General features: G+C 35.2%; 19 protein-coding genes and 1 other annotated feature. Of the genes, 3 read left to right on the top strand and 16 right to left on the bottom strand.

Going from position 1 to position 19,694, the window contains the following annotated elements; translation table 11 throughout:
• Positions 1–318 precede the first annotated feature (318 nt).
• Positions 319–542 (top strand) — a binding site (T-box leader).
• Positions 543–585: 43 nt separating this feature from the next.
• Complete coding sequence (gene trpS, locus QN089_RS02690) at positions 586–1,590, top strand: tryptophan--tRNA ligase (protein ID WP_087682357.1); 1,005 nt, start codon at positions 586–588, stop codon at positions 1,588–1,590.
• Positions 1,591–1,785: 195 nt separating this feature from the next.
• Here the strand turns inward: trpS and QN089_RS02685 are convergent, their stop codons facing one another.
• From QN089_RS02685 to QN089_RS02670, 4 genes are all read right to left on the bottom strand, one after another.
• Entirely contained in the window at positions 1,786–2,160 is a 375-nt protein-coding gene (locus tag QN089_RS02685; RefSeq protein WP_285215918.1) for a DUF2178 domain-containing protein, read from the bottom strand.
• Positions 2,157–2,360: a helix-turn-helix transcriptional regulator gene (locus tag QN089_RS02680; RefSeq protein WP_068455417.1), complete on the bottom strand. Its 204-nt coding sequence runs from the start codon at positions 2,358–2,360 to the stop codon at positions 2,157–2,159. Before QN089_RS02680 ends, QN089_RS02685 begins: the two co-directional genes overlap by 4 nt.
• Before the next feature lie 106 nt (positions 2,361–2,466).
• A complete protein-coding gene (fabF, locus tag QN089_RS02675; protein ID WP_068455419.1) occupies positions 2,467–3,708 on the bottom strand; it encodes a beta-ketoacyl-ACP synthase II in 1,242 nt (413 codons plus the stop codon).
• Between the two features lie 33 nt (positions 3,709–3,741).
• Complete coding sequence (locus tag QN089_RS02670; RefSeq protein WP_068455422.1) at positions 3,742–4,680, bottom strand: beta-ketoacyl-ACP synthase III; 939 nt, start codon at positions 4,678–4,680, stop codon at positions 3,742–3,744.
• 190 nt (positions 4,681–4,870) lie between these two features.
• On the opposite strand from QN089_RS02670, the gene QN089_RS02665 reads away from it, so the two are divergent.
• On the top strand, positions 4,871–5,077 hold the full coding sequence (locus QN089_RS02665) for a DUF2929 family protein (RefSeq protein ID WP_068455425.1): 207 nt from the start codon (positions 4,871–4,873) through the stop codon (positions 5,075–5,077).
• 43 nt (positions 5,078–5,120) lie between these two features.
• Here QN089_RS02665 and QN089_RS02660 read toward each other — a convergent pair whose 3' ends face one another.
• The 5 genes from QN089_RS02660 to QN089_RS02640 form a co-directional block, all read right to left on the bottom strand.
• Positions 5,121–5,477 carry a cyclic-phosphate processing receiver domain-containing protein gene (locus QN089_RS02660; RefSeq protein WP_068455427.1) on the bottom strand — a complete coding sequence of 119 codons (357 nt, stop codon included), beginning with the start codon at positions 5,475–5,477 and terminating at the stop codon, positions 5,121–5,123.
• Positions 5,478–6,082: 605 nt separating this feature from the next.
• Positions 6,083–6,682, bottom strand: a complete 600-nt coding sequence (locus QN089_RS02655; protein WP_285215917.1) for a hypothetical protein — start codon at positions 6,680–6,682, stop codon at positions 6,083–6,085.
• Between the two features lie 938 nt (positions 6,683–7,620).
• The gene (locus QN089_RS02650; protein WP_285215916.1) at positions 7,621–8,046 is read right to left on the bottom strand and encodes a hypothetical protein; all 426 of its coding nucleotides are present in this window, start codon (positions 8,044–8,046) and stop codon (positions 7,621–7,623) included.
• Between the two features lie 90 nt (positions 8,047–8,136).
• A complete protein-coding gene (locus QN089_RS02645; RefSeq protein ID WP_087682344.1) occupies positions 8,137–8,547 on the bottom strand; it encodes a hypothetical protein in 411 nt (136 codons plus the stop codon).
• Between the two features lie 324 nt (positions 8,548–8,871).
• Positions 8,872–10,992 carry an ATP-dependent Clp protease ATP-binding subunit gene (locus tag QN089_RS02640; RefSeq protein WP_481810433.1) on the bottom strand — a complete coding sequence of 707 codons (2,121 nt, stop codon included), beginning with the start codon at positions 10,990–10,992 and terminating at the stop codon, positions 8,872–8,874.
• A gap of 175 nt (positions 10,993–11,167) precedes the next feature.
• Here QN089_RS02640 and QN089_RS02635 point away from each other — a divergent pair, with 175 nt between their 5' ends.
• On the top strand, positions 11,168–11,857 hold the full coding sequence (locus QN089_RS02635; protein WP_087682343.1) for a Crp/Fnr family transcriptional regulator: 690 nt from the start codon (positions 11,168–11,170) through the stop codon (positions 11,855–11,857).
• Between the two features lie 90 nt (positions 11,858–11,947).
• Here the strand turns inward: QN089_RS02635 and QN089_RS02630 are convergent, their stop codons facing one another.
• The 7 genes from QN089_RS02630 to QN089_RS02600 form a co-directional block, all read right to left on the bottom strand.
• Positions 11,948–12,613 (bottom strand): ABC transporter ATP-binding protein, encoded by a 666-nt coding sequence (locus QN089_RS02630; protein ID WP_285215914.1) that lies wholly within the window; start codon positions 12,611–12,613, stop codon positions 11,948–11,950.
• A gap of 162 nt (positions 12,614–12,775) precedes the next feature.
• A complete protein-coding gene (locus QN089_RS02625) occupies positions 12,776–13,897 on the bottom strand; it encodes an RNA-guided endonuclease InsQ/TnpB family protein (protein ID WP_285215913.1) in 1,122 nt (373 codons plus the stop codon).
• Positions 13,869–14,501 carry an IS607 family transposase gene (locus QN089_RS02620; protein ID WP_285215912.1) on the bottom strand — a complete coding sequence of 211 codons (633 nt, stop codon included), beginning with the start codon at positions 14,499–14,501 and terminating at the stop codon, positions 13,869–13,871. Before QN089_RS02620 ends, QN089_RS02625 begins: the two co-directional genes overlap by 29 nt.
• Positions 14,502–14,614: 113 nt before the next feature.
• Entirely contained in the window at positions 14,615–16,120 is a 1,506-nt protein-coding gene (locus QN089_RS02615) for an ABC transporter permease (RefSeq protein ID WP_285215911.1), read from the bottom strand.
• A gap of 148 nt (positions 16,121–16,268) precedes the next feature.
• Positions 16,269–18,236: an acyltransferase family protein gene (locus QN089_RS02610; protein ID WP_350310903.1), complete on the bottom strand. Its 1,968-nt coding sequence runs from the start codon at positions 18,234–18,236 to the stop codon at positions 16,269–16,271.
• Between the two features lie 102 nt (positions 18,237–18,338).
• A complete protein-coding gene (locus tag QN089_RS02605) occupies positions 18,339–18,647 on the bottom strand; it encodes a metal-sulfur cluster assembly factor (protein WP_068457542.1) in 309 nt (102 codons plus the stop codon).
• A 60-nt stretch (positions 18,648–18,707) separates the two neighbouring features.
• Positions 18,708–19,475 (bottom strand): prolyl oligopeptidase family serine peptidase, encoded by a 768-nt coding sequence (locus QN089_RS02600; protein ID WP_285215909.1) that lies wholly within the window; start codon positions 19,473–19,475, stop codon positions 18,708–18,710.
• Positions 19,476–19,694 lie beyond the last annotated feature (219 nt).

Below are 19,694 nucleotides of genomic sequence, written 5' to 3'. Positions count from 1 at the left end.
AGCTAAACGATTGTTATTTTTAAATTAGAATAAATCTAATAAAGAATTATAAACTTATTATACAATACAATCATTCGTTTGAATATAGTTTTTTAAAAGTTTTACAATGTGTACATATTGTATCTACTAACACTTCTTCATCTATATCTAGTTTTCGCTACATATATTTATTCCCTTATTCTCATAAACATAAACCTAGTTTTCAAAATATTTTTTCTCATTTAGCATACAACGACTGAAAATAAAAACCGAAAATACGTTCACCCCTTGACACGCTTGCATTTGCAGAATGTTTATCATATAATCAAAACAATGAAATAGTAGGCGAAGATGAAGAGTAGTACATCAAGTTTTGTATATTCAGAGAATCTGTGGTTGGTGAGAACAGATGATACACTTGGTCGAATGGACTTCGGAGCCAGCTTTGTGAACAGACAAAAAGTAACTTAGCTCGCATTACCTCACGTTACGAGGTAGAGTGGTCATATTTTTATGACAAGCTTGGGTGGTACCGCGGATTCAAAACATCATTCGTCCCTTTTTTTAGGGAAGCATGATGTTTTTTATTTGAAGGAGGAAGAAAAAATGAAAAAAAGAATCTTTTCAGGCGTTCAGCCAACAGGCGTCATCACACTCGGAAACTATATCGGTGCATTTCGTCAATTCGTAGAGGTACAAGACGAATATGATAGCATCTTCTGTATTGTTGATCAACATGCGATTACAATGCCACAAGATCCAAAAGAGTTACATGAAAATATCCGTAAACTCGCAGCCACTTACTTAGCAGCTGGGATTGACCCAAACAAATCAACTCTATTCATTCAATCTGAAGTACCAGCACATGCACAAGCTGGATGGATGTTACAATGTATCGCTTCAATTGGTGAATTAGAGCGCATGACACAATTCAAAGATAAATCATCAAAAGAAAATGTATCTGTATCAGCTGGTCTTTTAACATATCCACCGCTAATGGCTGGTGACATTCTTCTATATAATACACACCTTGTTCCTGTAGGTGATGACCAAAAACAACATATCGAATTAACACGCGATTTAGCAGAGCGCTTCAATAAACGTTTTGGTAAAACATTCGTTGTACCAGATATTCAATTACCGAAGAACGGTGCGCGCATTAAATCACTACAAGACCCTACGAAGAAGATGAGTAAATCAGATGCGAATGCAAAAGCAACCATTCGTATTTTAGATGAGCCAAAACAAATCGAGAAGAAAATCAAATCGGCTGTGACGGATTCAGAAGGTGTTGTACGCTTTGATGTTGAAAACAAACCAGGCGTATCAAACTTACTCATTATTGAATCATCACTTACAGGTAAAACAGTTGATGAAGTTGTAGCGAAGTATGAAGGTAAAGGATATGGTGACTTTAAAGCAGGTGTTGCAGAGGCTGTAATCAATCATTTAGCACCAATTCAAGCGCGCTACAAAGAATTAATCGATTCACCTGAATTAGACCACATCTTAGATGAAGGTCGCGATAAAGCGAATGCGATTGCTTCAGCAACAATTGACCGTATGGAAGCAGCGATGGGCTTAGGTCGTAAAGTAAAGAAGAAAAAATAATACGCTATAAAAGCCATCATCTCATATGAGCATAAGAAAAACTGGAATCGCGCTGTGACGCGGTTCCAGTTTTTTGTTGCGAACATCAATAAAAGAAGGAAGGGGTTGTGCTTCTTTTTGTTGCGAACACCAACAAAAAAAGGAAAGGAGGTGTACTTCTTTTTGTTGCGAATGCTATGTTTTATGTAGCCTGTTTTAATATTTTCTTGCGTAGTAAACCATATTTAAAAAGACGATGGATAAATAGAGTGCGATGAATAATGATAATAATTGAAAAGCAGCTAACTCGAACGTAGATAATGGATTGAATACGATTAAAAGAACCAATAAGAAGCCCATACCCCAGAAATAACTCATATATATTGCGCGTTCTCGAATCTTCTGCGCACGTTCATCTTTCTCTACAAAATGCGGTGTTAAATAGGCGAGGCAAAACGCCATAATGACTAGACCAAATGCCATAATTGCATTCGGAAATTCAAAGGCTAAAATCGACGGTAGATTCAGTACAAGTGCATAAATGAATAAAACAGCACCTAATATATAAAATAACAGCTGTTTGTTCTTCAACTATTCTCCTCCTCATAAATAAAAAGATCCTCAATCTGACATCGAAACACACGTGCTAATTTAAAAGCTAATATGATGGATGGATTATATTTTCCTTTTTCAAGTGAAATAATCGTCTGTCGTGATACCCCTACTTTTTCTGCTAATGCATCTTGCGATAAATCATACTGCATTCGCAAATCTCTTACATGATTTTTCATATTTTCCTCCGATGATTGTAAAGCTTACTTTACATTATAACTTCAAATAACAATAAATGGAATAAAAAAAGACACTACATCAAAAAGATGTAATGCCTTTGTATTATTATGCTTCGTATTTTTTGAATACAAGTGTTGCGTTATGTCCACCAAAGCCGAATGAGTTACTTAATGCGTACTCCATTGTTTTCTCTACCGCTGCATTTGGTGTGTAGTTTAGATCACACTCTTCAGCTTGGTTTTGAAGATTCATTGTTGGTGGAACAATTCCTTCTTTCAGTGCTAATACTGAGAAGATAGCTTCTACGCCACCAGCTGCACCTAACATATGACCAGTCATTGATTTTGTTGAGCTGATTGCTACTTTTTGTGCATGGTCGCCTAATACTTTTTTGATTGCTTCTGTTTCAAGCATATCATTGTAGTAAGTTGATGTACCATGTGCATTAATGTAATCAATTTGAGATGGGTCAATTCCTGCATCTTCAATCGCTTGTGTCATCGCACGTGCTGCACCTTCTCCGCCTGGAGCTGGAGCTGTAATATGATATGCATCACCTGAAGCACCGTAACCTACAACTTCACCGTAGATTTTCGCGCCGCGTGCTAAAGCATGTTCTAAACTTTCTAATACGACAATCCCTGCACCTTCACCCATAACGAAACCGTCACGCTCTTTATCGAATGGACGTGAAGCTGTTTTTGGATCTGGATTTAATGATAGTGCCGTATTTGCACAGAAACCAGCTACTGATAACTCAGTGATTGGTGCTTCTGTTCCACCTGTAATCATCACATCTGCATCGCCACGTTCGATTACTTTGAACGCATCACCGATTGAGTTTGTACCTGTAGCACAAGCTGTTACCGTACATGTGTTAATACCTTTTGCACCTAAGTGAATCGAAACTTGACCTGCTGCCATATCTGGAATCATCATTGGTACGAAGAACGGGCTCACACGACGTGGACCTTTTGTAATTAAGTTTGTGTATTGTTGTTCAAATGTTTCCATACCGCCAATACCTGAACCTAACCATACACCCACGCGCGGTGCGTTTGAATCGTCGATTGTTAAGTCTGCATCTTTTACAGCCATTGTTGCTGCCGCAAGTGCATAGTGTGTGAAGCGATCCATCTTACGCGCTTCTTTTTTCACTACGTATTCTTCGATATCGAAATCTTTTACTTCTGCTGCTACACTTACAGGAAATTTTTCTGCATCAATACGTGTAAGTGGCCCAATACCTGATTGACCCTTTTTGATGGCTTCCCATGTTGCATGTGCATCATTTGCTAAAGGTGTAACTGCACCAATACCTGTCACTACTACTCTTTTTTTCGTCATGTCTAAAACCCCTTCTTTCTAGCTCGTTAAATTTTATTTACCGTATCGTAATGCGATTGCGCCCCATGTTAGACCGCCACCGAAACCAACTAATACGATTAAATCATCATCTTTGATTTTACCATTTTCTACACATTCAACCATCGCATTACCGATTGAAGCGGCAGAAGTATTACCGTATTTACTAATCACTGCTGCTACTTTGTCTTCTGGTAAGTCTAAACGTTTACGTGCTGCATCAATGATACGAATATTTGCTTGGTGTGGAATTAAGAAATCAACGTCTTCTTTTTGGTAACCTGCTTTTTCGATTACATTCATCGCAGATTCGCCCATTTGACGTACCGCAAATTTGAATACTTCGCGACCATTCATTGCGATGTGGTCATGTTCATCTTGATATAAGAATTTACCACCAGAACCATCTGCTCCTAGTTCATAAGCTAATATACCACGACCTTCTGATACCTTTCCAACTACAGCTGCACAAGCACCATCACCGAATAATACAGCTGTGTTACGATCTGTCCAATCTGTAATTTTTGATAGCTTTTCTGCACCTACAACTAATACATAATCATATGTACCTGCTTCAACGAAGTGCTTTGCTGTTACTAATCCATACATATAACCTGCACAAGCTGCCGATTGATCCATCGCCGCTGCCTTCGTTGCACCTAAACGTTCTTGAATCATACATGCGACTGTTGGGAATGGTTGATCAGGTGTTACTGTATTCACAAGAATTAAACCGATTTGATCCGCTGTAATTCCTGCGTCTTTAATTGCTGCTTCCGCTGCTTTAAAAGCTAAATCAGATGTATTTTCATCGTCTCCCGCAATACGACGTTCTTCAATTCCCGTACGTGTGCGAATCCATTCATCTGATGTATCCATAATTTTCTCTAAATCTGCATTTGTCACGATATTTTCTGGTACATAACGTCCAATACCAATTAAACCAGCTGCCATCTATAGCGCCCCTTTTCAAATACCAATTATTAATACCTGGTACTAATTATAATCGAACCGTTTTCAGTTTTCAACACTATTGACAAAACTTTGACAAAATCTACTGTGCGAATGAAAAGAGTATTTCAATTTACTTCTTCATTATGCTATTATTAATAGAGTACAAATGTAAAATCAGAGGTGAAAATCAATGAAATACATCGTTTTATTATTCTGGAGTGCTGTATTATTTACACTTTTAAATTATGTAACTTCTGCTATCGGTAACACACCATTCGAAATGGAACAAGTGAAGCAAGGTTTAATCTTCTCAGTTGTATTTGCAGTATTCGTCGTAATCGTGGGCGCAATCCTTCCAAAAGGTGAAGCACAAGATATCGATTCACACAGACAATAAACCAAAAAGAGACACGTACCTACGTACATGTCTTTTTTTTTATTTATTCAGTTGGACCACTATAACGGTTGGATGTGATGGAATAATGATAAATTTCAATATCTTGATCAATAAAACCTCTACGCTTTGCCCCCTTCAACGTTTCATACATATTTTCTCGTCCTACCGGATTATCTGTATGCAAATAAATTTTATTTGCTCGTAAACCATGTTCACAAAAGTACTTGACCAAATCATACCCTGTCGGCAGTAGATTCCCCTCTGCATCCTCACCTAAATCATGATCCAATGACAAAATATCCACCTCATGCTGTTCCAATAAAGTCACCGCTTCTTCAAAGGTTCTAGCAATTGTGAACCCTTCAGGACAATCTCGTAAATCATCTACATATACATTCATTTATCCTCACTTCTCTCTATAATAAAATTACGAACTTTTGTTCTCACCCTATTATATATCATAAGTCATTATTTGGTATATATAATATAAACTTCGCCGTATATTTTGGTATAAAAAAACACCTCAAAATTCAGTTTTACTTTTGAGGTGCGACATCCTGTATTATTTTAAAGATGCACTTTGTAAAAACTAAATATTTACAAAATGATATATGAACCATGCAATCATTATACCTATTAACATGCTCTTTATTGAAAATTTATTCTTAAAAATCTCCGTATATAGTAAATAAAAAACTGATACCATTACTATGAAAATCGGAATAATATGCTCCGTATTATAAGTTATATCACCTGCTAATAATAGAATTAACATTCCGACAAAAAAATAAAATATTTGTTTAAAATTCATTAATGACTATGCCTCTTTCTTTATAGCAAGAAGTTGTACTTTTGTTGTGTACGTCAGTGAACCAAATAAATTATTTAATTAACTACAGAAAAAGCATTATCATGAGTATTCTTTTTAAAGAAATGCCACTGATACGGCAAAGTCTAAAATTTTATTCAGTGATGGGCTAAATATCTTTTTCTATAATTAATCATTCACAAACTATTTGGGGGATTCATATCCTTGAAAAACTCTAACATCAGCCCTGAAAAACCAAAATTCGAGATGTCATGCGCTACTTCTTCTTTTAACTTATTATATTCTGTCTCTGTCTCTATATTCAATAATTTTTTAAAACGATTTAAAAGTCTATTAGATGAAATATTTTCTGGGATATATCGAGTCTCTATAAATAATTTTTTTATAAAAAGGCTATTAGGAGCCATCATAAATGCTTTCTCAATATAATCCAACGCCAGCTTTTCAATAGCGAAATAATCAAAATTCTCATGTTCAAAAAGATACGGGGTAAGGTGCATCATTTGTCCAAATACAACGAGGAAATTAACATCTTCACTAAATTTCTTTTTTCCTTCTACAAAACACGCCAGTAAAGTACTGTCTAATAAACTCTCATTCAAATTTTCTCGATCCCCGTCCGATTCAGAAGTATGATACCAACAAAGAAATGCTAATTTACAAAGATATTTCGGTTCATTTGGATGTTCCTTAACGAGCTGTTGTAACACCTCAAAAGCACGCATCCACTCTTTTTTATTTTCGAAGTAATCACTTTCCGGTACGATTAAATCCATTTTCTCACCTCTTTATTCTGCTTAATTACCGTACGTATAACCATTCTATGATAACAGTCCATCATTATCACCTAGATGTAGGCCTCACAGGATGTGAGATCCATCGACGTTTGCACAGGACGTGCAGCATTTAGTCGATGTTCCTTGAAAATTTTTTGCGGAATTTAGTTGATGTTCCTTAATTAATACGTCACCACGGTGGTTCGTAATGAATTGAAAAGACCACATTTACAGATGAAATGAGGTCTTTTCAAATTTAGGTTTATTTATTTTTCATCCATCTCATTAATGTATGTTTCAAAAAAGAAGTCTCTAACCTATTTATTAGATTTTTTCTTTTGACTATATAAAATCGCTCCACTTATTAAAACAGAAATTAGTAAACTAACTCCAGTTAAAATAACAATCAATTCAAAGACACCTTGATCATTAGTTAGAGCTTTGGGGAATCTGAAAGGCCCTCTCCAATCAAGTTGCGAATCAAAAATACTAAACAAATTTAGTCCAATGTAAGTATGTATTATGATACTAAATATCAGATATTATGGCTTTCCCTTACTTTTTAACAATTTCCCTAAAATTAAAATACTCATTAAAATTATTGGTGAAAATATCAAAATGATAAATGCTGCATCGTACATTTTTCTTGTCGTGAATAAAGCTAAACAGATTAATAAAATAATTTCTATTAATACAAACAAATATTTTTTCATCTTCATTTAATTACCCTCATATTTTTATCTTTTATATTTTGGAGAATCAAAAACATCTTTCAAATAACTCACCCTTTTATTAAATCTCATTTTTTCTATTTTCCTTTAACTCAGATGACGATAATGCATCAATTAAAACACTTATACATAATAAAAATCATGAGCATAGGGTGCAGAGTTATTTACATAATTGATTCTCTTTTAATTATTTCTATTTGAACCTATTTATTTTTCATCCATCTCATTAACACTTCGTTTTTTATTATTTCTCTCGTACATAGCAATTAGCTCATAGATAGCGATAAATGCCACTAATAGACTCACTCCTACTAAAATAATTAACGGAAATAAAACTTCATCAAGCTCTTCATATTCAGGTAACCTGAATAGACCTCTCCAAGTATAACTATCATCAATTATTGCTAATAAATTCATTTGAAGATAAAAGGAAAATACAATAACGAAAAAAGTAATTCTTGAGCCTTTATTCCCTCTTTTATGATCTGAAACAAGTAGCATTATTATTAAAGTAGCTGGTGATAATATAAAAATCAGCAATATTAAAAAATGCATCTCAGTAAATATTGATAATACTAAACAAGCAATTAAAAATAATTCTATTATAAGAAAAACAGCGATTTTTTTATTCATTCTCTTCTCTCACATTTCTATCTTTCGTTAAATGTTTGTTGCGCTTTTGTTGTGTATGTCAATGAACCAAGTAAATTCGTATCATTCATTCTATGTATTACTGTTTTTCTTTTTATAAAGTCGCCACTCATAAAGGACAGCTCCTATGAAACATTGAACAAATACCGCCTTATATAAAAATAATACAAGCGCCGTTGACATATTATCTCTTGATGAATCATAAGGTAAGCCATTTTCAAACTGGACATTACTAAAAAGAAAATGTAAAAACAGGCTTCCTATACTTCCAATTAAAATAAAAATCAAATTGCTTTGTGACTCTGGCTGTAACTTTTCTTTTAATAAATAGTTTCCAATAAACAAAGTGATTGGTGTAATGAGTACTAATAAGTAAGCTATACCTTCATATACACCATCAGTTAAAATACTGAACAAAAAACCACCTAGATGTAATATGCCAATCGCTACAATATTAATTAATGTCAGTCTAATATATTTCATCCATATACCTCCTTTTAATATTTATATTTAGAGTTACCAAATAACTTAGCAATTGGTTTTCGAACATTATGAACTTGTCCTCTTAAATTTAACCGTGTACGTAAAACGCTCATTTACTTACCCGCAATATTTTTAATACAAATAATATATTTTTGTTAAAAATGTAACATGTAAAAGATTAACATAAAATACAAATAGATAAAAGGGTTATTTAAAGAAATGCTTATTTTATTAGTAAAATTTTATTTTTTACTTACATTCATCAAAAATAGGGCAAATAAAAAGGAACCACATCAAATGTGATTCCTCTTCCTAAAATAAATCTTATTTCACTTTAATCTCATTATCTTCTACATAAACTGTTAGTGTGTCGCCAGGTACTTTTTCACCTTTTAATAATTCTTTTGCGACTGGTGTTTCTACATGGCGTTGGATGAAGCGACGAAGTGGTCTTGCGCCGAATGCAGGATCTGCTCCTTCTTTCGCAATCCAATGAATAACATCATCGCCAACTACTAATTTAATCTCTTGTTCTGCTACACGTTGTACGAGATGGTTCACATACTTACGTGTAATTTCGTAGAAGTGTTCATCTGTTAATGCGTGAAACATGATGATATCATCTAGACGGTTTAATAGTTCTGGTTTGAAATGATTTTTCAACTCTGCCATCACTAAATCTTCCACCGCATGTCCTTCCGTATTGTGTAAATCAAGTAGATAGTGTGAACCGATATTCGATGTCATAATGACAACTGTATTCGTAAAGTTCACCATACGTCCTTGACTATCTGTAATACGACCATCATCTAAAATTTGAAGGAGAATGTTTGCGACATCTGGATGTGCTTTTTCAATTTCATCTAATAGAATGACCGAATACGGATTACGACGAACAGCCTCTGTTAATTGACCGCCTTCTTCATAACCGATATAACCTGGAGGTGCACCCACAAGTCGAGATACACTATGTTTTTCCATATATTCCGACATATCAATACGTACAAAATGGTCTTCTGAGTCGAATAGTTGTGCTGCGAGTGCTTTCGCAAGTTCTGTTTTACCTACACCAGTTGGTCCTAAGAATAGGAACGAACCGATTGGTTTATTCGGATCTTGGATACCTGCACGTGCGCGCCATACAGCTTCTGAAACAAGACGAACTGCATCATCTTGTCCGACTACACGCTCATGTAGTGTATCTTTTAAACGAAGTAATTTTTCACGCTCTCCCTCTAACATTTTCGTTACAGGAATACCTGTCCAGCGAGATACAATACTCGCAATTTCTTCCGCTGTTACATCTTCACGTAATAACTTATCTGTACTTTCTACTTCCTCTTCTAAATTCGCTAACTCTTTTTCAAGCTCTGGAATTTTACCATGTCGTAGAATCGCTGCTTTATTCAAATCATATTGATTCTCTGCTTCTTCTAATTCATGGCGATATTGGTCGAGTTTTTCACGTTTTTCTTGCACAATTTGAAGCGCATTTTTTTCACGTTCCCATTGTTCACGCATCGATTGTGATGAATCTTTTAATTCTTGTAATTCTTCACGTAGTGCCTCTAAACGTTTTTTACTCGCATTGTCGTCTTCTTTCATCAATGCTTGTTCTTCAATTTCCAACTGCATTTGTCGACGTGTAACCTCATCTAATTCAGATGGCATCGAGTCGATTTCTGTACGAATCATCGCACACGCCTCATCGACTAAGTCAATCGCTTTATCTGGTAGGAAACGATCTGTAATATAGCGGTTTGATAATTCTGCCGCGGCCACAATCGCACGGTCATGGATACGTACACCATGGTGTAATTCAAAACGTTCACGTAAACCACGTAGAATGGAAATTGTATCCTCTACAGATGGTTCGCGTACAAGCACTTGTTGGAAGCGTCGTTCAAGTGCAGGGTCTTTTTCGATATTTGTACGATATTCATCTAATGTTGTCGCACCGATACAATGTAGTTCACCGCGTGCTAACATTGGTTTTAACATATTCCCTGCATCCATCGAACCTTCTGTTTTACCTGCACCGACAATGGTATGAATTTCGTCGATGAATAAGATAATATTTCCTTCTGCTTCACGTACTTGTTTTAAAACACCTTGTAGACGTTCTTCAAACTGTCCGCGATAACTTGCGCCTGCAATTAATGCGCTCATATCCAGTTCATATATTTGTTTATCTTTTAAACCTTCAGGTACGTCTTTTTTTACAATACGTTGTGCTAGACCTTCAACAATCGCTGTTTTACCTACACCTGGTTCACCGATTAGAACGGGATTATTTTTTGTTTTTCGAGATAAAATACGAATGACATCACGAATTTCTTGGTCACGTCCAATAACAGGGTCCATCTTACCTTCTTTAACAGCCTCTACTAGATTACGTCCGTACTTCTCTAGCGGATTTTCTTCTTCTTGGTTCATTTGATTCATTTGCATTATTTTTCCCTCCTGTTTGACCATCTTTGACTATTGATTAATTTTATTATATCGACTTTATTTCAAAAACTCAAGTAATATGTTTGACCTTTTTTGACTTTCATATTTTTTGTACCATTTACTATTTATGTTAAAATAAAAACCAGTTAATTATGGAGGTGTTTTAATCTTGTTTGATGCAGTCCCCCAAATCGTCCAGCAGATTTTTAAAGCACATGGTACAAAACATCATTTCGTTCGTCATCAACATATTTGTACTACAGGTGAAGCGGCAACACATCTTTATTTTGTGGAAAAAGGTCGTATTGCCATTACAAAAGAGAGCGTTGGTGGTAAAGAATTAACACTTTGCATTGCGACGAAAAATGATTGTATTGGTGAAAGTATTTTATTCACCCCACTTATTACATACCCACTTTCAGCAAAAGTTTTAGACTGTTGTACCGTTTTTGCAATTTCGAAAGAACAATTAGAACATGAATTATCCGAAAACCTTGCAGCACTACGAGAATGTCTCACATGGATTCAAATCCAAAGAATGCGTGAACAAACTAAATTACGCGATTTACTGCTATATGGAAAAAAAGGCGCACTCTCCTCTACACTCATTCGTTTAGCGAATTCATATGGCGAAAAGAAAACAGACAAATCGATTCAAATTAGCGAAAAATTTACACATAGTGAACTAGCAAGTCTTTGTGCAACAAGTCGTGAAGTTGTAAACCGCTTATTACAAGAATTCAAAAAAGAAAAAGTCATATCAGAAGAAAATGGCTACCTTACAATCCATCGTTTAGATTATTTACAGCAGTTTTGTGAATGTGAGCAGTGTGTCGAATTTTTATGTCGTATTAATTAGACATGAAAAGAAGACCACTGCTTTTTTTTGCATGGTCTTCTTTATTTACTATATTTCGATTAGCTATATTCTAATTATATGTTTCATAAATTAACTACTTTTAATCACATGCATTTTCTTAGATTTTAACTCTAGAACCGTATCACATTGTTCTGCAATCTCTTTTTCATGTGTAATGACAATGACACATTTATTTTGTTCATGTGCTAGTTGTTTAAACAGGCGAATGATTTCGAGTGAGTTTTGTTCGTCTAAATTACCTGTCGGTTCATCTGCTACAACAAGTCGCGCATCACAACACATGGCGCGCACAATCGCAACACGCTGTTGCTGTCCACCTGATAAATGTTGGACATTCTTCTTCGCCATTTCAGTGTCAATTCCTACTTTTTGCAACATCTCGAGTGCATATTCTTTACGATTCGCTTTTTTTGAATGCGTAATTTCAAGTGCTGCTGTTATATTATCCAGTGCCGATAAATAAGGTAGTAGATTATACGACTGAAAGACAATCGATACACATGCATTACGATAACATGTTAACCCAATCTTTTTTAATGACTTCCCTTCGTAATAAATATCACCTGATTTTGGTGTATCCAGTCCTGCAATTAGCGATAAAAAAGTCGTTTTACCCGAGCCACTCGATCCTAAAATACCGTATAATTTTCCTTCATCAAATGTCAGATTTAAGTCTTCATAAAGTGGTTCTGACTTCGATTGATACCAATAATTTAAATTTTCTACTTGTAACATCTACTATTCCGTTGCCAAAAACCTATAAAAATCTATAAGCAATGTTTATTTCCTGTTTCTTTGTATCTGCTTTTGCCGAAGCTACTCACATTTGATATGATACTCCACAGGCGTTAATTCGGGTACAACGAACCCTACACATTAGTAGTGTCTTGTAAGTGACTAAGCTACTAATTCTCCAAATTTAGCTAAATTTAACGCAGCATTCATATCTCTGTCTATCTCTAATCCGCAGTCACACTTGTAAACTCTATCAGATAATTTTAAATCTGATTTAATTTGTCCACAGCACGAACATGTTTTAGAAGATGGGAAGAAACGTCCAACTTGTATAAATTCAATTCCGTATTTTTCACATTTGTATTTCATTTGACGGAGAAATTCATACATCTTTTGTTTGGCTACTACTTTAGCTAAATGACGATTTTTCATCATTCCAACTACATTCAAATCTTCCATCACAACTTTACAAGGTTTGGTTTTCACTATTGTATTTGTTGCTTGATGAATGTGGTTGTTTCTAATGTTAGCTAACCGTCTGTGTAGATTTCGTATTTGCTTTTCGATTTTTATAACGTTACATGTTTTGACAAATTGGTTTCCCTCCTTATTCATCTCGTATTTTCGAGAAACACTTCGCTGTAACCTACGTAAACGTTTCTCAATCTTTCTCACTTCTTTTGTTTTGTTAATGTTTTTGAACACCATTTCATTCGAGCAAATTGCTAATTCTTTAACTCCTAAATCTACGCCAATTACTTCATTCGTTAATTCTTGTTTTACTTGTTCTTGCTCTACTCCAACAGAGATATACCAATACTTTCCGTCAAAAGATACTCTAGGATTAGTATATTTCACCCCCATTGGGACTTGCTCAGAAGTTGCAACCCATCCTACTTTCTCAATTAACACCGTGTTCTTTTTTACTTTAAGTTTCACATTATCATTATAGAAAGAAGGTTTAGATTTCTTTTTAGATTTGAATCTTGGACGTTTCGCCAAACCTTTAAAGAATCTCTTATACGCATTACAAGCATCTTTAACAGCTTGTTTAGCCACATTATTTGATACTTCACTCAACCATTGGAAGTCCTCTTGCTTTTTAATTTGTGTGATTTCTTTTCTTAAAACATTGTCAGATAAGAATTTCAACCCTCGTTGATAATTTTCTTGTTGTCTAGCTAATGTCCAATTGTATACCCATCTTGCCACACCAGTAGATTTCCATAATTGAATTTCTTGTTCTTTAGTTGGTTTAATTCGTATCTTCTTTGTTAGTATCATTCTCTTTCAACTCCTTAATTAATTTCTTAGCCTTATTCGCCCGTCTCCCTTGTAATTTGCAACTAAATACAGTAACAATCTGAATTAAATCTTCGACCAACTCTTGATCATCTGTCTTTGGAGTATTGTCGATAACCTCAATCTTTGTTCCGTATTTAGCAAATAAATTTTCCAAGAGTTCAAATCCGAATCGTAATAACCTATCTTTGTATAAAACTACAACTCGATCTACTTTGTAATTTAGGACTAAATCAATAACATCATTTAACCCTTTTTTGTTGTAATTTATACCACTACCTATATCTTTCACAATCTTAAATGGATTACCTTGAGACAGTAAGTATGATTCCATGTTTTCCACTTGTCTCTGCAAATCATCCTTTTGCTTATGAGAAGATACTCGACAGTAGCCGATAGTTATTCTCGATTCTGATTCAGGAGAATGTAAACCAAGAAAATATTCAAGTTGTTGTTGAGAGTAATAACGGTGTCCAGAAGGTGCAGTATATTGGGGATTTAATTTATTTGTCTTATCCCAGTTTCTTAAAGTCTGAACTGTTACTCCGATTTCTTTTGCGAATTGACCAATACTGTATTTTTTCATACATTACATTCTCCTTTGAATTAGTGGATAATTCTATTATATTATGAAATGTATGAAAAACCAATAGTTTTTTATAGATATTTATATATTTATTCTAACTGTTTGTTACCTCCTTATGAAATTAAGATTTTTTTCGGTTGCATGCGCATGATACCAATAGATGCGAGAATAACGGATAAGAAACTAATCGCAAGACCGAAACCACCAAGCTCTACAAGTTCTTGCAATGATAATGTGATGTCTAGTTCTTTAATTTGTTCAGCTTCTGCCACACTGTTTGCTCCGAATCCACCAAATCCACCGCCACCGCGTGGACCACCATTAGCATCTCCTTGTTCTGGACCTCCTTGACCACCAGGGCCTCGTTGTTGTCCTGCATCTTGTGTTGTTGCAGTTTGTGTTGTTGTTTGTTGATCTAACAGTTGTTGTCCGACCATATTTCCGACAAACTGTCCGCTCACACCAGCAATCACCATCGCCATAATTAAGACAATTAACATCTCTGAAAAGAACTGCGCAATGATTTTCACACGACTCTCACCAAGCGATAACAGAACACCAATTTCATATTTACGTTCACGAATCGTTAAAATAACAATTAACGCTAAAATAATCGTTCCTGCAATCGATACTAATAACACAATTTTCTGTGCGAAACTCTCTACATTTTTAAGCGGTTCAATCATTTGTTGGTACACTTGATCGTTCGTCTGTAATGTGTACGTATCTGTATCAACACCAGCTTTTTTAGCTGCTTTTACAAATGCATCCACTTGTTCTGGATTTTCTAATGTATAGACGATTGAATCGGCTGTATTTTTATAGTCAGAACCTTTTAATGTATTCGCAAATGTGTAAGATGTATAAATTTTGTTATACGGATTAAGTGATGCGATTTGCAATGCACGTGCATCTGCTGTTTCTGTTGATTCATAAATCCCGACAACTTCTAATGTATGTGATTTTTCATCTGTATCTTCTACTTTAATTTTGTCACCGACTTTTAAATCATTCGCTTCTGCAAGATTCTTCTCAATGACTGCGTGGTTTGTATTTTCATCTGCTTCTGTAATTCCTACACCTTCTACAATTTTCGATGTACCACTTGTAAATGAAGAAACTGTATCTGTCGTATTCGTACCTGCAATACTTAAATCCCCTGCAGATGCCATGCCACCCATACCACCGCCTGGGCCACCTCGACCTTCTGTTTGCGTATCGGTTTCATCCGTTGAGGTATCGTCTGACGTAATCGCTTCAAAGGATTTTGCGTTAGCAGAAGTTGAACTTGTCACATTGGACGTTGCAATACCATCTAATGCATTCAACTTGTTCATCGTTTTTTCATCAATAGGCGTTAACTTAAATCCACTTGGGTCTGGTTTCTCTCCTTCTTTTTCTGATGAACGCATTTCCTCCATCGCTTTTTGCATATTCGCTGACACCGTAACCGTTGCTCCCATGCTTTTCTTTGCATTCTCTATTGCCTTTAATGAGGCACTCTGTATCGTTAAGCCTGCTAAAATAAAGATTAAGATTGCTGAAAAGACAATCGTTAATAATGCTGTTCTTCCTTTTTTAACTTTCATACTATGAAAGGCTCGTTTTAAAAAATTCATGTTGTACTCCTCCTATTTGAATGTGATAAGCTTGTCTGTCTTACAAATAAGAGTATGCCGCTCGAATGTATCAAGAATGTGTCAAAGAAAATTTTTTATAAAAAAAAGAATCTCATCATGTAATACACACAATGAGATTCTAACTATTTTATTTTTTTAAGATATCATTAAATTGTTTTTCAAAAATCGGTGCAAAAGATTCGGCATACGTATTTGTAATATGATCGTAATCACGATAGACGACCACATTTCCAATAATCGGTCTGAATTCATCACCTATTTTGAAATACTGTGTTAAATCTAATGTATGAAATTCTTGGCTTTGTTCTAGTTTAGTCCAAGCTGCTCCGTCTAATTGATTTTGTTCACGATTCATTTTCTCAATCGTTTTTTGTTCACCATCTTGATCAAGAGACTCTACAACATTGAATTTATAGCGTGGATTATCACGTAATGCTAAAACTTGAACACCCGCTTCCTTTAATTCACGCAGTGGATTTAAAAGATGTTCTTGAATACGTTCTTTATCTGTATTCGAAGCTGTCGCATGCCCTACTACTAAATCGATATCCTGTTCTTTAATATAGGCTAATGTATTTTCCACCCACTTAGACTTGATATCATCTTCATCATAACCTGTAGAAAAACGAGTAGCGGAACGTGTAATATTGAGCACACGATAATCCGTTCCTTCAACTGCTTTTAATACGCCACCTAGCCATTGTTCGGAATGTGAACTTCCGACAACTGCGATGGTAGCTGTGTACCCTTCTTTTTTACCATAGACACCGACTTTTACATCCGCTTTTTTTTGAGTTTGATTACTACCATCTATATGCGATTGTGGTAAATCATTAAATACATTGGCTAAAGTTGGATAGGCAGGTACATCTGGTACTTCAACTTTTCCAAGAGCTGCTACTGCTCCAGGATAATTTTCAACAGTTTTATTTTTAGCTTGTTGATTTTGCGCAAAAAGATTTGTACTCACTAAAACAGCAATTAAAATGAGGTTCACCGTTCCAATCCATGAGATTCTACGGAATGCACGACGCGTCGTAGAAGATTCGCGAATCGGTTTTTCAATGAAGCGCGTCATTAAATAAGATAAGATGAATGAAGCAATAATAATTGTCATACCTTCTAAAAAGTTCGGATTCTCTCGGCTAATATTATAGTGATAGAACGAAAGAATAACCCAGTGCCATAGGTAAACACCGAATGACAAACCACCTAATTTAATCATGACAGGTGAGGCTAAAATACGACGCACACCAAAACGAGTTGTTACTGTTCCAGATACAATAATAAAGACCGCACAAGCCATTGGCCATAGTGCAATATATCCTGGAAACATTTGTGATACATCAAATAACATACCTGTTAAGATTAGGCCAATTAAGCCTAGCCATCCTAATATCATGGCGACTACTTTATTGATGCGAATGTATGCTAGATTTACACAGAGTAATCCACCTAACGAGAATTCCCATACACGTGTAAATGTAATGAAATAAGCAAATGGTTGATTCACTGAAGTTAAATAAATTGAATAAATAAGTGATACGATGAATACACTACCTAAAATAAAATTAATTAATTTTCGGGTATTCGTGATTTGATATTTTTTAATCGCCCATAAAATAAATGCAAATAGCATAAACCAAATTATGTAAAATTGACCTTGAATTGACATCGCCCAAAAGTGTTCTACAGGAGTTTTCATTTGTTGTGAATCGAGATAATCCGTATTTGAAAATGCTAATTGCCAGTTTTCAAAATAGAACATGGAAGCAATAATTTCTTTAATCGTTTTATCTAGAATTGTTTGCGGTAATAAAAAGAAGCTAAGTAAAAGAACGACTGCCAATATAAAAAATACGGATGGCAATAAACGTTTCAATAGCTTAGAGATATAGGGTAGGAACTTAAACGTCCCTGTACGATTAATGGTTGAAATAATAGAGGTTGTAATTAAAAATCCAGAGACTACGAAGAATACATCTACGCCACCTGAAACGCGGTTAAACCAAATATGGTATGTGGCGACTAGAAGTGCTGCAACAACACGTAAACCCTCAATTTCGGGTCGGAATTTACGTTCAATTTGAATCAATTGTTTATCCATTTTAAAAAAATTTAATTCTCCTATCTTTATTTATTCACAAAAAAATGACCTTTACGATTCAAGTATCGAATGTGAAAGGCCATTCTATTATTAACGTACGCCTAGAGCCATTTTTGCATAGCGTGTCATATTATCTTTTGACCATGGTGGATTCCAAACAATATTTACGTCTACATCTTTTACTTCTGGTAATTCAAATAGTGCTGTACGAATTTGGTCGATAATCATTGGTCCCATTGGGCAGCCCATTGATGTTAATGTCATTGTAACCATTGCGACACCTTCATCATTCATATCTACGTCATAAACAAGACCTAAATTAACGATATCAATCCCTAATTCTGGGTCAATAACGTTTTCAAGTGCGCCTAGGATACTGTCTTTCATATCTTGATCGATTGCCATGAAAGTTTACCCCTTTCTACATAGTGTTAAGTTCATCATAACAAAATTTAAGGCTTATGCCAAATACTCTGCAAACCAATCCACGTTTGCAAGCATACCTTTACGATTTACTTTATGACCTGAACTTTTTGATGTCATATGTTGCCACTTCTCAGGAGCATCTGCATACTGTTCTTTCATTGCTTCATAAAAAGCGTGTGCTGGTGCATATGGAACCATTTGATCTTTTTTACCATGCCAGAAGAATACAGGTCGTCCTGCTAATTTTTCAGGATGGCTACTAATTTCGAAGTAAGCTAGCGTGCGGTATAAATGTGCCAATTCTTCTTCAGAAAGCGGTAATGGTAATCCCATCGCTTCCACTTGTTCGATTTGTGCTTTTGCTAAATCAACATAGTTTGGTGTACCCATCATCACTGCTGCTACATCAATCCATGGATAGACAGTTAGACACCCTAATGTCGTAATCGCTCCCATCGATGTTCCACTTAGACCAATTTTTGTACCTTCTTGAATAATCCCTTTTTCTTGTAACGCGTGATAAATCGTCTCAACTTCCTCGATATTCGTTAAGACAATCTCCCAAAATCGTAAGCTTAATTGAACAGGATCGAGATGTTCATCACGATCACCATGTAACATGGCGTCTGGCATGATGACACGCATTCCTTTATTCACATAGTTATAGGCATAGTGTAGATTATGCTCTTTTGCACTTTCAAAACCATGTAAAAATAGAATGGTTGGTGTTGATGCATCCATCGTTTCATCATAGATGTGTAGTAGTGGGATATTACCCCATTGTTCTTTTTTAATCTCCATTTCCTGTTCACTCCTTTACATTCTTATCCTTATCGTAACAGAAATTATTTTATGTGACGAATAAAAATGAACAAAATTGGGAAAAGGTCATTTTATAAAGCATTAGACAATTTGAGTGGTTATTGTATGGGGTTCCAAGCGATTTTTGCTTTAGCCGTTGGTATTTTCTTTTTTATTATGACTTATTCACTCTTTTCGAAAGGAAGTTTTGACGGAATA

Source organism: Kurthia sp. YJT4 (genome assembly GCF_030219945.1).
GTDB classification, from domain to species: domain Bacteria; phylum Bacillota; class Bacilli; order Bacillales_A; family Planococcaceae; genus Kurthia; species Kurthia gibsonii.
Note: the sequence above shows the minus strand (reverse complement) of the source record. Positions and strands in the feature narration are given on the sequence as shown.

What these genes read in the sequence shown, in the direction of transcription:
- QN089_RS02600 (WP_285215909.1), bottom strand. Translation starts at nt 19,475, where the DNA reads ATGGAGATTAAAAAAGAACAATGGGGTAATATCCCACTACTACACATC.
- QN089_RS02620 (WP_285215912.1), bottom strand. Translation starts at nt 14,501, where the DNA reads ATGAAAAAATACAGTATTGGTCAATTCGCAAAAGAAATCGGAGTAACA.
- QN089_RS02625 (WP_285215913.1), bottom strand. Translation starts at nt 13,897, where the DNA reads ATGATACTAACAAAGAAGATACGAATTAAACCAACTAAAGAACAAGAA.
- QN089_RS02650 (WP_285215916.1), bottom strand. Translation starts at nt 8,046, where the DNA reads ATGAATAAAAAAATCGCTGTTTTTCTTATAATAGAATTATTTTTAATT.
- QN089_RS02655 (WP_285215917.1), bottom strand. Translation starts at nt 6,682, where the DNA reads ATGGATTTAATCGTACCGGAAAGTGATTACTTCGAAAATAAAAAAGAG.
- QN089_RS02680 (WP_068455417.1), bottom strand. Translation starts at nt 2,360, where the DNA reads ATGAAAAATCATGTAAGAGATTTGCGAATGCAGTATGATTTATCGCAA.
- fabF (WP_068455419.1), bottom strand. Translation starts at nt 3,708, where the DNA reads ATGACGAAAAAAAGAGTAGTAGTGACAGGTATTGGTGCAGTTACACCT.
- QN089_RS02660 (WP_068455427.1), bottom strand. Translation starts at nt 5,477, where the DNA reads ATGAATGTATATGTAGATGATTTACGAGATTGTCCTGAAGGGTTCACA.
- QN089_RS02645 (WP_087682344.1), bottom strand. Translation starts at nt 8,547, where the DNA reads ATGAAATATATTAGACTGACATTAATTAATATTGTAGCGATTGGCATA.
- QN089_RS02615 (WP_285215911.1), bottom strand. Translation starts at nt 16,120, where the DNA reads ATGAATTTTTTAAAACGAGCCTTTCATAGTATGAAAGTTAAAAAAGGA.
- QN089_RS02630 (WP_285215914.1), bottom strand. Translation starts at nt 12,613, where the DNA reads ATGTTACAAGTAGAAAATTTAAATTATTGGTATCAATCGAAGTCAGAA.
- QN089_RS02670 (WP_068455422.1), bottom strand. Translation starts at nt 4,680, where the DNA reads ATGGCAGCTGGTTTAATTGGTATTGGACGTTATGTACCAGAAAATATC.
- QN089_RS02640 (WP_481810433.1), bottom strand. Translation starts at nt 10,992, where the DNA reads ATGAATCAAATGAACCAAGAAGAAGAAAATCCGCTAGAGAAGTACGGA.
- trpS (WP_087682357.1), top strand. Translation starts at nt 586, where the DNA reads ATGAAAAAAAGAATCTTTTCAGGCGTTCAGCCAACAGGCGTCATCACA.
- QN089_RS02665 (WP_068455425.1), top strand. Translation starts at nt 4,871, where the DNA reads ATGAAATACATCGTTTTATTATTCTGGAGTGCTGTATTATTTACACTT.